Origin of the sequence: Nocardia sp. CA-135953 (assembly GCF_050955735.1) — a bacterium.
In the GTDB taxonomy this organism is placed as follows: Bacteria; Actinomycetota; Actinomycetes; order Mycobacteriales; family Mycobacteriaceae; genus Nocardia.
This window is the reverse complement of record NZ_CP192082.1, coordinates 58,063-70,449: the sequence shown is the minus strand read 5'-3', so window position 1 is coordinate 70,449 and position 12,387 is coordinate 58,063. Positions and strand designations below refer to the sequence as shown.

Genomic DNA, 12,387 nt, shown 5'->3' with positions numbered 1-12,387 from the left:
GTTCATAGACCCATCTCCGGATTCGATAGTGGGCTCGGTGGCTGGCCAAGTGCTTCGGTTTCTGTCGGGTCCGTGGCTTGTTGCGCGCTGCCGGACAGGTGAGCTGAGTCGATCAGCGCATCGGCGGCGTTGTCCGTCGGTGTGGGTGATGTCGGAGCGTCCGGCTGAAAGGTGATGCGTGCGTTGATTGGTGCGCGTAGCAGTGGGTCCGGGCTGATCAGACGCTTGCCCATCAGACGTGCGTCCATCAGGATCGCCACGAGGCTGCCGAATGAGATCGGTTGGCCCGCGGCCGCTGGGGCGAGGTCGAGCCAGTGCTGTCCCAATTCGTGTCGGATGGGGCTCAATGTCGTTGCGAAGACATGTGATACGGCAATATGTTCTCCGTCGGGGCGCCCGGTGACGGTCATGGCGATTCGTTCGGTTGTGTTGCGCTCGAATGCGACGAGCCACTGCTCTTCGGCTCCGGCGATCTGCGAATCCGCGAGCACGCTGGCCGAACCTTGTCGAGATTGGCCGACGAAGCGAGCCTTCAGGACGGCACCCTGGTCGACGAGTTCGATGAGAAATCGGTCGACAGGCGTCGACAACTCACGAGCGACGGCAGGCACGCCATCGGGGTACAGGTGCGGTGTGAGCCGCTGCTTGACGTGCGCTGTCAACGGACCTGCGGTGACCTCTGCGGTGTCGGGGAGACCCCAGAGATTGGCACGGCTGTCGACGAACCACACCTGTCCGATGGGGCTGGGCGTCAACTGCTCGACGTACTGCCAGACACGACTCTCGATTCCTGCGACGAACGCGGAGGTGACGAAGCAGCCTTCGTAGAGTTGGGCGGCGTAGCGAATAGAAGGGGCACGCAGGTCAGATCTCAGTTCACTGCGTGGGAACCGGGCTCTGCCGGACGCGGGTTGATGATGATCGGTCATTTTCGTTTTCCTGTGCGGCACATAGTGTTTGGTTGCATGGCTACAGCGAGGCCGTGACATTGGGCTGAGACGCTGGCGGTGCCGGTGGGGCACCAGTCGTTTGGGCCTGTGCAGCTTCGGTACCGCCGCCGTTGGCCGCTTGGATCAGGTGCGTCGACTGCTGCTCCGCGCTGGCATTGCTCGTACTCTCCGCCGAGCCGGTACTGGACTGTTCAGGGCCGGCAGATTTCTCGCCGTCTTGCAGCGCATCGATGACGCCGAATTTGGTTCGCGTCATGCTTTCGACACCCTGAACATGCGCAACGAGATCTGGTTCGGAAATCCCCAGAGCCCGAGCACCATTCATCGCCGCTTCTTTCGCGTGCGCGAGATCGGCAAGATTGGGAACCTGGTCGCCCCTGATCGCGGCCCGCAACGCGTGCTCCCAGTTCATAACTTTCTTACTGACTTCATTCAGTGCCGCGGACTGCTGGGGAGTCATCCACGCCGCTGGGCCAGTGGCGGCCGTCAGGCGGGAAGTGAATCGACTTGCGACCGAACCGATCCGGCCCGCCAGTTGCTGCCGTGATCGCCATGCGGTCAAGCGCGCCCGGAGCGCATCCAGTCCCGTCTTCTGCTGCCAGGGCGATCGCTCCGGCGCGTCGGGCGTGTTGTGGGCAACCCGCAGTGCCTCGATCGCCTGCCCGCGTTCGGTTTCCGATAGATGCGGGGCACGCTGGATGACATCTTCAAGAGTGTTTGCCTGTTGGGCGAGGCTCTGCTGACGACCGAACCACTGGTCCACCGTTTCACCGAGCTTGGGCGCGCGACCCGATTGGACGGTATTGCGGTGTTGGCGAATCCAGTCGGTGATGGCTTCTCGGGTTTGCTGGTGCTCAGCTTGCTGCCGACGAACTCCATCGCGCAGCGTGTGGTTGATCTGCTTGCGCACCGACCGGGGCAGCCGCGTCGCGGAGGGTTCGGACTCCCGCCATGTCTCGATGATCTGTAGTAGCGCAGCCCGCACGGCGTCGCTTTCGGAGCTGGATGCCTGGGGAGTAGTCACGACCTGCTCTCCTCTCGTGACACGGGTGCTTGGCTCGGTGGATTCGGTTTGTCGGCAATTTGCGAAGCGGCGAGTACCACAGATAGATGCACCCAGGGCACGCCCAGTCGGGACAGCCACCGAGCGAATGCGGCGGTGTCCCCAGTGCGGAGCGCGTGCTGTAGCCGCACCAAGGCGGCGCTGCTGGCGGGGACACTGGATTCCGGTGCGCGTGGCTGGGTTTCGGCGATGGGATGGTGGGTCGAGTTCATAGCTGTAGCGCCTGATCGACAGCAGGGGCGTTGGGCTGGGGTGGCGCAGCACTGGCAGGGGCGGCCGGGCCGGTGGTGGCGCCGTTGGGCGGGTGGGCCTCGGAGATCAGTCGTGCGGCAGCTCGGGTGGCGTCAGCACCATGGCTCTGCGTGTCGGATTGAGCACTGTCCGCGTCGAGGTGGCCGAGGGTGAGATCGGCGGCGAGCTGCGTCGAGTCATCGATCGGCAAGTCCATCCAGCCCGGCTCGCTGGCCAGCAGTCGCTCGGCGTCGGCCTGGATTTCATTGGGATCGAGCCCGGCATCGGTCAGGCGCTCGTCGTAGGCGTCGGCTCGATCAGGATCGATATCCGCTGTGGCCCTCGCTGCCGCCCATTCGGCGATGGCGGCGTCGTCTTGCTGTTGCGACAGCTGGTCGCGTGCAAGTTCCTTCGCGAATTCCGCGTTCTGGTCGAGTACTTCGAGTCGTCGGGTCGTTTCGATGGTCCGGAGCTGGTGGCGCTGCTGATCTTGTATCTCGCGGGCGGCGGCGCGAGCTTCGCTGATAATGGCGCGGTTTTGTGCGGCAGCGTCGCGCGCCGCGTTCTGCTTGGATGCCCGGTAGGTGCGAACGGTGTCGAGGGCGACGCGCATCGCCTGGGTGGCCACACCGCGGAGTGAGGTGGTGATCTCGTCGACTTCTTCGGTCATCGTCAGTGCACCTCGAGCTGGTCAAGCAACCAGGGGTGCTTGGGGCCGGCTCGGACGACCCGCGCGTAGACCGAGCTGTGATGGGTTGGACCATCGCCGAGATGCTGATCGAGCGCGATGACGCGGCTGACAGATGTGTCGGTATCGGGCGGATGATCGTCCTCGGTGACACGCGCTGTGGCGGTTACGCGTACTGCGGTCGGCTCTTGCAGCGACAACGCGCCGACGATCCGGCCCCCGAGCACGATGGCGGAGTTTCCGACCCGTTCCCGGTAGTCGTCGGTCAGCAGTGGTGCGGCGGACTCGAATGATGTTGTCGGGTCGCGCTGTTCGAAGGGACGGGAGAAGATGCGCGCGACTGCCGTGGTCAGCACTTCGTCGGCCGCGCAGGCGTCGACGGCGGTGTACGGGTGAGGGAATGGCGGCGCGGTGCACCTGGCGGCAGGAATCGCCGCATCGTCGCGCGATGCGCAGCCGGTGACAGCCAGCAGGATGGCACCGATACCGGCGATCGTTAGCACTGGTCGGGTGTTCATGACGCGGACGGGTACGAGTCGTCGACGAGCAGTTCGACGGGATCGACCGCCGGTTGTAGATATCCACCCGAGTTCACCCATTCCGTCGCCGGATTCCAGTCACTGGTGACGATGAGATTCAGCGTCAGTTGGTGGCTGTTCGCGATGGTGGTGAGTCTCGCGTGATCGAGTGTCCGGCTCACCAATAGATGGAGGTTCGCCGCGGGGACGTTGACAACGGCGCGAACGTGGGCGGCGAGTCGAATGGCCTTGATCGCCGCCGCGTTTTCGGCACGCAGTGCCTCGCCCCGTGGGTGATCCGGATCGTCAAAACCAAAGGGGCCAAAGGCAATCAGCTCGCCCTCGTCGCCGCAGATCGCCCATGTATCGCGATCGCTTCCCGCTGACCACAAGGTGATGTGTGGTCCGCTGTAAGCTGCGGATCGGCCATGTTCGTCGGTGGCAGGCGCTGGATCGTGTCGTGCCGGGATTCTGTCGCCGGAGATGAACATAGGTACTTCCTCCTTGTGCTATCCGTATCTGCGGACGTCCATGCGCTCCCCTTGCCAGAGGGGCTCGATGGTGACGGTTTGGCCGAAGGTCGGGGCGTGCAGCAGCAGGTCACGACCCTGCGCGTCGGTGCCGTAGAAAATGCCGACGTGGTGGGAGTCCGAAGCGCCGGGTTGTGTGAAAAAGATCAGGTCGCCGGGCTGACGCTGGGCGAACGGAATGGCTTGGCCCGCAGGGTCGTCTTGCTGTGCCTGCGTGTAATGCGCGAGCCGGAGCCGGAGCCGGAGCCGGATGCGCCCCTGCGATGCTTGATAGATCGCGTAGAGGGTCAAACCCGAGCAGTCCATTCCCCCGTTGGTGGGGCCGTTGGCGTCGCCGCCGCCCCACACATAAGGCGTGCCGAGCCAACGTGCGGCGGCCTCGACAACCGACTGGCTGAATGGTCCTGTGTTTCCTGGGATTACGAGTCCCGCGCCGTCTGCTCCGCAACCTGCTGGCAGCTGGCCGGGCGATGTGGCAGGCAGTTGACCGACATCAATACCGGCAAACGCGCTGTACAGGTCCTCGGCCAGTGGGAGGTCGTGGCTGTACGCAGTGGGATTGCCGGAGATCTCGATGGCCTGCGCGAGTTCCGCTGGACTCATCGCAGCAGCGCCACTGATCTTGTCGGCCTGATCGTAGAACCACCCGATCTGATAAATCGGGTCCATCAATGTCGCGATGCCAACCGCTCCCCAGACGCCGGCTCGCATCTGATGTGGACCGAGGCTGTCGAGGTTGTTGCCGGTCCCGTCGTTGGCGAAACGCAGGGACTCTGGTACGGAGGGATTGGCGAGATTTCTGAGCCCGGATTCGGTTATCTGCGCCGCTATTTCGGCAATGATCACGGTGCGTGCCTGGCGCCTCTGTATCCCGATAACCACACCGTTGCGAGCAAGCTTGAGCTGCGCCTCGTTGAGCCCGGCGAGAGTGATGCCGGTGGGGCCTTCGATCCCGCCGCCCGAAGCGGCGGCCAGGGTGCACGTGGCCGGATTTTGCGACCCGATCATGACGAGCATCGACAGTGTCGACACCGTGAGAAGCAGAGGTAGGGCGGCAGCGAAGGCTATGGTGGTCCGTGAGGTCTCCATGCGGCGGTCACCCCGCGTCTTCGGTGTCGCGAAGGCCATCAAACCGACGGTTCGTATTGTGAACCTGAGTTGCGCGCTCGGTGGCTGTGAACACGAGCCTGAATGGGATTCCGGGTTGCTGGCCTTCGCCGGTACGGAGTAGGAAACATCCTGTGCCGGGCGGTGTTTCGCGTTCGCCCCGGCTGTCGAGCAGTTCTTCGGTGGGTTGACGGGGAGCCGCCCAACCGGTGAGAAGGAGCTCCTCGGTTTTGGTCAGTGGCACGACCGCGCGCAGTCGTTCCACTTCATCGGGTGGTATCGGCCCGAGGATCTTCGCCCTGGATCGTTCGATGAATCCCAGCGCCTTCATGCGAGCGGCTGGACTGTCGAAGGCCGACAAGTCCTTGATGGTGTGGCTGCACATGATCAGCCCTGAGCCCAGCGGCCGATTGAGCCGGGTGAGCGCGTCGACGCGGTCGACCATGAAATCGCCGAGCCCGAGGACCCTCCAGATCTCGTCGAGGACGATCTCGAATGTGCGTTTGCGCGCGAGGCCGGCATCGGCGAGGGTGTGGACAGCGGTCACGGCGCTGATTCCTTCGGACCAGCAGACCATGAGCACGGCGGCGAGCAACTTGTTGTCCCCATCGGGGATATGGCTGACATCAACGCAGACCGCGGGCGCATCGAGGTTGAGTTCGGTCGTGGTGTGGCCGTCGAGCGCTTCTCCGAAGGGGCCTTCGATCAGTGCCCTCAGCGAACGCCGCAGGGTGCGGGTCGAGTCTCGGTAGGCGTGCTCGACATCTTCCTCTGAGGAGCGGAGCATGTTCTCCCCGCCGTCGGAGATGACGCCGAGCAGATCGCGCAGTAGCGGTGGCCGGGACATTGTGTAGTCCCCGCTGCTGTAGAGCTGTCGCAGACCCGCCGCGAGGAGGGTCTCTTCCCAATCTGCGATCCGGTCGCCGCGCACGAGTTCGATCAGGGCAGCGACGATGGTGACCTGGCCTGCTTCGACGCGGGCAATGACCTGCCGACGTAGATCCGAGTCGGGTAGGCGGTCGACCACGACACCGAGTGCGCCGACGGCCAGGGGATTCAGCTTGCCTCGCCCGTATCCGAGTTCGACGATCTGGCCGCCAAGACGTTCGACCAGGTCGCGGTATTCACCTTTCGTGTCCCCGAGCGCGAGCACGGTCTCTCCGGCGGCGACTGCCCCGGTCATGATCCTGCGGATGAGCGAGGACTTCCCGAAACCGTTGAGGGCCAGTACAAAAAGGGTGGGAGCGGTGAGGAAGCCCCGGAGGAACCAGGCCATCGGATCGAAGTGCACCGGGCTGCCGGTGATGAAGTGTGGACCGAGCGGGGTGCCGACCACCGGGGCGGACGCGCCGACCGAGAAGGGCCAGAGTCCCGCTGTTTGTGTCGTGGTGCCACGCCATTCCGGTGTCGCGGGAACAACTGAGGACCGCCCGCCTCCGGCTCCGCGATAGCCGCGGTCGCTCAGGGTGGCAAGCTGGCGGTCGAAGCCGTCGCGGTGGCTGTCTTCGGCGCGGCGGGTCGCGGTGGCGAGGCGGTGGTTGTCGCTGGACAGCAGGTATCGCGCCCACCAGGCGCCGAAGCCGCCTCGGGCCGCGACGCTCTCGACGCGCGCACGTTCCTCCCGAGTCATTACTCGAATCCCGGCTACCAGTGTGGACCGGACTGGGCGGGCGTCTCGGCGGGTCATGACGCCGATACCCTCTTCGAGATGCTGGCGTGCTCGGGCAGGACGACGCCGATGCCGAGGCTGGCGGCAAATGCCGAGGCTTGGAAGGCGTAGCAGCGGCGCACGCTGAGCCGAGATGCCGCCGACATGGTCTGTACGGATGCTTCGATGCCGGGGAGATCGGCACCGAGATGGTCAGTGACGGTGACGAGTACGCCGAAACGTGTCAAACCAGCCCCGCGGGCCTGTTCTTGACGGCTGGCTTGCGTGTTGGCCACTCGTAGCGAGGCCGCCGCCGAGGCGATTCCTTGTTGGGTCTGCTCGGAGGCGAGTGCGTCCTTGAAGTCGGAGTCGACGATCGAGGTCGATTCGGCGGTGGAGTGCAGTCGGTACACGACCGCGACTCTTTTGCGAGGAACATCCGGGCGCGGCTCGAGCAGTGGTTTGAGGGCGGTTTCGTGGACAGCCCCCAGCGGGGCGGCGTCCATCTCCCAGGTCACCGACCGGGCACCGTCGTGGACAAAGTGGTCCCACCGGTCGTCGTGGCTGATCGGCCCGGCACTGTCCCAGGATTGGGTGTCCAGTACCTCCGCCCCTGCTGCTTCGACATCGCGTTGAGCGGCAAGGTCGTAGCGGGTCCGGACCAGTCCGAATACCTCCCACGCGCGCATCGGGGTGGCGGGCAGCCCGGCGCGGGCCAGTTGACTGAGCGCTCCTTGCAGCCGCAGGCCGATCTCTTTCGCCTGTTCGGCCTGGTCGCGGCGCATCCGCCCAATCGACCGGTACGTCAGTGCGATGCGAGCTTCGATCCGCACGCCGCTTCCGCCGGTGTCGGCGGCGGCTTCGGCCATGACGGCGCGAGAGTAGTCGGGGGTGTCGGGCCGAATCAGCCGGGCAACCTCACGTCGCTGCCGGAGCCGAGTATCCACGACGGATTCGAGGACCGACGTCACTGCGACGACATCGCCGCTGCGCCCTTGTGCGGCGAGGAATGCTCCGTACTCTTCGACCCAGGCGTCGATCCGGTCCTGGTCGACCAGTTCCTGCGCCGATGGAATGACGCGCAACACTACGGTCCAGTGGTTGGTTCGGCGCACATGGATCAGGCCGAATCTCCGCCCGCCTGGTGCTTCGAACTCCATCAGTTTCGAGTCGGCCAGTAGGCCCGGCAGCCGCGCGGCACCGGGAATGCGGCTGAACCGTCCTGCGCGGTAGAGGGTTTCGTTACGGCGCCGCGCAAGTGCGTATTGCGTTCGCAGCGTGGCAATTTCCCAGCCGGTCCGTCCGGCGCGCTGCACAACCAATGGTGTCCACACGATGGCGGCGACGGCCAGCAGCACCGCTGCCACGGTGATCGATTGGGTGATCAAGAACCCGATCATGATCATGACGACCAACCCGAGTCCTGCCATGGACACGCCCCAGGTCAGGCCCATCAGTCCGGCGGATCGGGGCTGTTCCCAGCGCCCGTACATTCGCGATGTCATCGACGGACCTCCATCGGGCCGGGCTCGTCGGGACCTATCTCGTTTGCGACTTGATCGCGTACTTGATTGGCTGCACTCGATCCGGCTTGAACTCCGGCGTGGGCCGCTGCCATCCATGGACCGCCAGCAGCACCGCCCGCTGCCGAACTGGCCGTTGAGGTCCCCGTCGGCGGTGCAGTCGAACCGCCGGTCGGGACAGCCGGATTCGGAGTCGGCTGTTGGCTCCCCTTTCGACCGCCTCCACCGCCGCTGTTCGTTGCGGCCGTGGAGGATTCGCCTCCTGTCATCACCCGACCGCCGTTAGGGCCGCTTCCGGAAGCGCTCTGCCTCGACGAAGAGTTCGATGAACTGCCGCTGTGAACCGATTCGGTGACACCACGTGCGCCGGAGGCTGATCCGGCTGCCGACGCGGCGCCCGAGGCGGCAAGGCCGCCAAGCGCGCCCAATGCCATGGCGGCACCGGCCCCGCTGCCGCTGCCCATCGTGGCGACCGCAGGCGCGACCATGCGCATGATCGCGGGCAGTACCAGTGCCACCAGGGCGAGCAGGATCAGCCCGAGCAGTGCCATTTGAGGGTCGTTGCCGGGAGTGCCGGCGGCGGCGAAGGCCACGACGTAGACGAGTGCACCGACGGGTTTGAACAGCACGAAGGCGATCGACCACGTCAGCAGGCGTTTGTAGGCACCGGAGCCTGGTCCGGTGCCCGCCGCTGAGGCTGCAACCGGCAGCAGCGCGACGACCACGATCAGCAGTGCTTGTCGGATGACGAGCAGAATGACCTGGATCAGGGCTCCGATGAATCCGATCGTGCCGAGGATGAACATCGCCCCGAGCCCCAGTCCCCCGTCGCGGTCGACGAGGGAGTCGAAACTGACCATGTTGTGCAGGACGTTGACCGCGTCGTTGTGCGTGATATCGAGGAGGACCCAGGTCGAGAAGCTGTCTCCTGCCCTGGTTCCCGCGGTAATGACGGCGGCGAACATCCAGCTGGCGAAGACTGCGCGGGCGAAGGTCAGGAAGGACTCCTGAGTTTCGGCCGCCAGACCAATCTGTCCAGGTAGCCCGCCCCGCTTGGCCATCATCAATCTGGCGGCCGTGAGAAGCACTGCACCGGTCATCAGCAACACTTGAAGTCCGGTCGTGTACTCACGCACCGTCGCTAGGACGGGCGAGACTTGGCCCGAGCCCGATCCGAGCGCCGGAGAGGGCAGGGCGACCCACCACGACAAAGCCCACTCCAGTTGTCGCCCGAATCCCTCGAGCATCGAGTTGACGATCGCTTCGAAACTGCCCGCTGCCACGTCCTTCACTGCGTCGCCGCCGACCTTGCACGCAAGGTCGGCACCGGGGAGATAGCACGGGATCGGCTTGGCGGAGGCGTTGCCGGTACCCAGGATCATCGATCCGGCCACCACGATGACTGTGAGCGGAGCGATGAGCAGAATACGTCGGCCGGTCATCGCCATACCCCGAAGTCGGCCAGCGAGGTGACCAATGTGGACGCTGCCCACAGCGCTCCCACGTCCTCTGGGGCACGGATACGCCAGTCGCCGTCGACCCAGGCCATCGGCCAGGAGGAGAATCCCGATTTGCCTTGCGGGGTACGGACTCCCAGTTGCACGACAGCGAAGTCGTCGCGGTAGTCGATGATCTTGATGCCTGCTGGTACGACGACGTATTTCGCGGCGTCGGGGTTGTCGCGGCGGCTGCTGGCGTATCGCTCGAGCAATGCTGCCTGGTCTCCGACGAACCGTGCTGCCACTACCCGCTGCCAGACTCCGTCGGGGGCCGCCAGCGCGCGGGCCATCGCGTCGGCGGCGGCCAGGCCAGCACCCTGCGGTGTATGTGCAAAACCGGATGCGATGCCGCCCTCGACACGCGCTGGGCCATCACTGCGAGATGCGGGCAACGCCGCACCGTTCCACCCGCGCTGCCACATCATGCCCGTCGGTGCGGCGACGAACCACGCAGCGCCGAGACTGGCATCCGGGCCAGCGGAATCCTGGGGCAACGCCGCACCAGCTGGGTCGGCGGGCGTTTCGAGCCGGGCACCGAACAGGTCGGTCGTCGGCAGCCCGAAAGAAGGCGATCCGGGCGGGGTCACCGTCGTCGTCGACGACGACGGATTCGGCGGAACACTCGGCACAACAGTCGTTTTCGTGCCGGACTGCGATTCGTTGTTGTACAGCAGGGCGACTACGGCGACGACGACAAGCGCCAAGAGCGAGGCTGCCAAGGTCAGCCCCGGTCGGAATCCGAATGAGGTCTTCCGGCTACTCATAGCGGTAGCCAGACCATGTCAGCGGGTGTCGCGGGTACTGCCGTCACCCGAGTTGAGTCGGGGTCCTCGGGCAGCACCAGGAGCCAGTCGGTGTCATGCCAAGCCACCGTGGCGGTGTTGCGGGTCAGCGAGTTGTCTGGCTGGCGGGTGAAGATGGCGACGTCTGCGGAATCTGGGGTGTATGCCAGCAGGCTGTAACCGAGGATCTGCGGTGCGCGATCGGATGTCACCGGTTCAGTGATGGACAGTTGGATTCGTGCTGTGGCCCACTGATCACGGCCGACGCCGGGTTGGACCATCCGATCGACGACGCGCGACCACTGGATGTCGTCGGCAATCGAGATTCGCACGGTGGCTTGGATAGCCGCGACAGCCGAACCGCGGGGCGAGTGTTCGTATCCGGCAGCAACCGGCCCTTCTTCGATAGTCGGGCCCTGCTGAGTCCGGGGAATCGGAATGCCCTGGAACCGTTGCCATGTCAGCCCGGTCGGAGCAGCACGTAGTTCAGCGTGGGTGGGCGATGGGCCGGTGGTGATCACCGTCGGGCCATCGGTGCCGCATCCACTGATCAGACCGGAGAGAGTCAGCAGACCGGTCACGCCCAGCAGGACGAGGGCGGCGAGGGCTGGTTTGCCGCTCGGGTACATCGGGTGCCTTTCGTGAACGAGCATGGGTGAGCAAGTGGGGTCGGCAACTGCATCAGGGGGGTTGCAGGAGGGCTTGGGCGATCAGCCCTGCCGATCCGACGACGGCACCGCCCACCAAAGCGGCGACCAGCCCTTCGATTGCTTCGTCGCGGTAGACGCGAATTGCTAAAAGTGCTCCAGCCCAGATGATTCGGGTGATCCCGACCAGAATTGCCAGCCAGGCAACCCAGCCGAACAGCTGGATCAGCGGAACGGTGACGGTGGGTGGCAGTTGCTTGGCGGCGATCACGAGCTCACGCCGTTCATCAACATCCCGGAGATGGTGACGAAGACGCCACCGATGAGAGCCCCGGCAATGATCTTCGGGGACTCGATGGCACCGCCGTGCATCCGCTCCCAGGCGAATTTGCCGCCGCCATAGATGATTCCGACGACACCGGCGATCATCGCGAACCAGCTCGCCCAGCCGACAAGTCTGAGGAAACGCTCGGACCCTGGGGGGGCTACGGGGGTGACGGAGACTTCGGCGAGGTGCGTCACCGCCGAGAGGGCCACAGTCAGCATGAGGACTCCTTGGTGCTGGTGTCGGACAGATGTCGCGACGCCACAACGAGCCGGGTGATCGCCGCACCTGCGGCAATCACGTCGGTGGGGACCGATTCGGTGATGCGACGGCGACGACGGCGACGTGGCACCGGTTGACCCGGTGTCCATTCGGCGAGGTCGCCCAGTTCGCAAGTGATGAGTTCGTCGTGCCAGTCGATATCGAACACGTGGTCGTCGATGAGGTCGGCGACAAGATCTCGGTATCGGCGGACCTCGGCCGGTACTCGGCCGGGGCGGGTCGGCGTCAGCACGAGCGCCACGACGGTGACGCCAGCAGGCGCATGCTCGGCGCGCCATTCCCGCAATCTGTCGGCAGCAGCGACGAGGCCCGGCATGCACAGCCGCGCAGCGAGAACGACACGCTGAGTGGTGACCGTCGACGCGGGCCAGCGCTGTCCGCTGTCGGCCGCAGGTGCCCAGAACCGTGCGAGGGTCGAGGTGGCGGCACCACCGTGTGCACCGACGATGGCAACGAGCGGCGGGTACGCACCCGTGGTCGGCAGCGGTTCGGTACGGATCGGGGATGGAGTGAGTGGGGACGCGTAAACGATGTCGGCCAGCGATGGCGGCGCGGTCGCGCGGCCGGGTTGCAAAGGGAGCGCGTTGGTCACCG

At 65.3% G+C, this 12,387-nt stretch carries 14 protein-coding genes; all 14 read right to left on the bottom strand.

Features of this window, described 5'->3' with window-relative positions; genetic code table 11:
* Window positions 1-2: 2 nt before the first annotated feature.
* On the bottom strand, window positions 3-929 hold the full coding sequence (locus tag ACQPXH_RS00335) for a hypothetical protein (RefSeq protein WP_433600356.1): 927 nt from the start codon (window positions 927-929) through the stop codon (window positions 3-5).
* Window positions 930-969: 40 nt separating this feature from the next.
* Entirely contained in the window at window positions 970-1,974 is a 1,005-nt protein-coding gene (locus ACQPXH_RS00330) for a hypothetical protein (RefSeq protein ID WP_433600355.1), read from the bottom strand.
* A gap of 247 nt (window positions 1,975-2,221) precedes the next feature.
* Window positions 2,222-2,914, bottom strand: a complete 693-nt coding sequence (locus tag ACQPXH_RS00325) for a hypothetical protein (protein WP_433600354.1) — start codon at window positions 2,912-2,914, stop codon at window positions 2,222-2,224.
* A gap of 2 nt (window positions 2,915-2,916) precedes the next feature.
* On the bottom strand, window positions 2,917-3,450 hold the full coding sequence (locus tag ACQPXH_RS00320; RefSeq protein WP_433600353.1) for a hypothetical protein: 534 nt from the start codon (window positions 3,448-3,450) through the stop codon (window positions 2,917-2,919).
* The gene (locus ACQPXH_RS00315; protein WP_433600352.1) at window positions 3,447-3,941 is read right to left on the bottom strand and encodes a hypothetical protein; all 495 of its coding nucleotides are present in this window, start codon (window positions 3,939-3,941) and stop codon (window positions 3,447-3,449) included. The genes ACQPXH_RS00320 and ACQPXH_RS00315 overlap by 4 nt, the downstream gene beginning before the upstream one ends.
* 18 nt (window positions 3,942-3,959) lie before the next feature.
* Complete coding sequence (locus ACQPXH_RS00310) at window positions 3,960-5,108, bottom strand: C40 family peptidase (protein WP_433600351.1); 1,149 nt, start codon at window positions 5,106-5,108, stop codon at window positions 3,960-3,962.
* Window positions 5,077-6,717: a hypothetical protein gene (locus ACQPXH_RS00305; protein WP_433600350.1), complete on the bottom strand. Its 1,641-nt coding sequence runs from the start codon at window positions 6,715-6,717 to the stop codon at window positions 5,077-5,079. Before ACQPXH_RS00305 ends, ACQPXH_RS00310 begins: the two co-directional genes overlap by 32 nt.
* A gap of 53 nt (window positions 6,718-6,770) precedes the next feature.
* Window positions 6,771-8,240 (bottom strand): SCO6880 family protein, encoded by a 1,470-nt coding sequence (locus tag ACQPXH_RS00300; protein WP_433600349.1) that lies wholly within the window; start codon window positions 8,238-8,240, stop codon window positions 6,771-6,773.
* A complete protein-coding gene (locus ACQPXH_RS00295; protein ID WP_433600348.1) occupies window positions 8,237-9,700 on the bottom strand; it encodes a hypothetical protein in 1,464 nt (487 codons plus the stop codon). Before ACQPXH_RS00295 ends, ACQPXH_RS00300 begins: the two co-directional genes overlap by 4 nt.
* Window positions 9,697-10,521, bottom strand: a complete 825-nt coding sequence (locus ACQPXH_RS00290; protein WP_433600347.1) for a hypothetical protein — start codon at window positions 10,519-10,521, stop codon at window positions 9,697-9,699. Before ACQPXH_RS00290 ends, ACQPXH_RS00295 begins: the two co-directional genes overlap by 4 nt.
* On the bottom strand, window positions 10,518-11,168 hold the full coding sequence (locus tag ACQPXH_RS00285; protein ID WP_433600346.1) for a hypothetical protein: 651 nt from the start codon (window positions 11,166-11,168) through the stop codon (window positions 10,518-10,520). Before ACQPXH_RS00285 ends, ACQPXH_RS00290 begins: the two co-directional genes overlap by 4 nt.
* A gap of 52 nt (window positions 11,169-11,220) precedes the next feature.
* Window positions 11,221-11,457 (bottom strand): hypothetical protein, encoded by a 237-nt coding sequence (locus tag ACQPXH_RS00280; protein WP_433600345.1) that lies wholly within the window; start codon window positions 11,455-11,457, stop codon window positions 11,221-11,223.
* Entirely contained in the window at window positions 11,454-11,732 is a 279-nt protein-coding gene (locus ACQPXH_RS00275) for a hypothetical protein (protein ID WP_433600344.1), read from the bottom strand. Before ACQPXH_RS00275 ends, ACQPXH_RS00280 begins: the two co-directional genes overlap by 4 nt.
* On the bottom strand, window positions 11,726-12,385 hold the full coding sequence (locus ACQPXH_RS00270) for a DUF6668 family protein (protein WP_433600343.1): 660 nt from the start codon (window positions 12,383-12,385) through the stop codon (window positions 11,726-11,728). The genes ACQPXH_RS00275 and ACQPXH_RS00270 overlap by 7 nt, the downstream gene beginning before the upstream one ends.
* Window positions 12,386-12,387: the final 2 nt, after the last annotated feature.

Excerpts from the sequence above, each read along its gene's own strand:
- ACQPXH_RS00335 (WP_433600356.1), bottom strand. The coding sequence starts at position 929 with ATGACCGATCATCATCAACCCGCGTCCGGCAGAGCCCGGTTCCCACGC.
- ACQPXH_RS00325 (WP_433600354.1), bottom strand. The coding sequence starts at position 2,914 with ATGACCGAAGAAGTCGACGAGATCACCACCTCACTCCGCGGTGTGGCC.
- ACQPXH_RS00320 (WP_433600353.1), bottom strand. The coding sequence starts at position 3,450 with ATGAACACCCGACCAGTGCTAACGATCGCCGGTATCGGTGCCATCCTG.
- ACQPXH_RS00315 (WP_433600352.1), bottom strand. The coding sequence starts at position 3,941 with ATGTTCATCTCCGGCGACAGAATCCCGGCACGACACGATCCAGCGCCT.
- ACQPXH_RS00310 (WP_433600351.1), bottom strand. The coding sequence starts at position 5,108 with ATGGCCTTCGCGACACCGAAGACGCGGGGTGACCGCCGCATGGAGACC.
- ACQPXH_RS00305 (WP_433600350.1), bottom strand. The coding sequence starts at position 6,717 with ATGACTCGGGAGGAACGTGCGCGCGTCGAGAGCGTCGCGGCCCGAGGC.
- ACQPXH_RS00300 (WP_433600349.1), bottom strand. The coding sequence starts at position 8,240 with ATGACATCGCGAATGTACGGGCGCTGGGAACAGCCCCGATCCGCCGGA.
- ACQPXH_RS00295 (WP_433600348.1), bottom strand. The coding sequence starts at position 9,700 with ATGACCGGCCGACGTATTCTGCTCATCGCTCCGCTCACAGTCATCGTG.
- ACQPXH_RS00290 (WP_433600347.1), bottom strand. The coding sequence starts at position 10,521 with ATGAGTAGCCGGAAGACCTCATTCGGATTCCGACCGGGGCTGACCTTG.
- ACQPXH_RS00285 (WP_433600346.1), bottom strand. The coding sequence starts at position 11,168 with ATGTACCCGAGCGGCAAACCAGCCCTCGCCGCCCTCGTCCTGCTGGGC.
- ACQPXH_RS00275 (WP_433600344.1), bottom strand. The coding sequence starts at position 11,732 with ATGCTGACTGTGGCCCTCTCGGCGGTGACGCACCTCGCCGAAGTCTCC.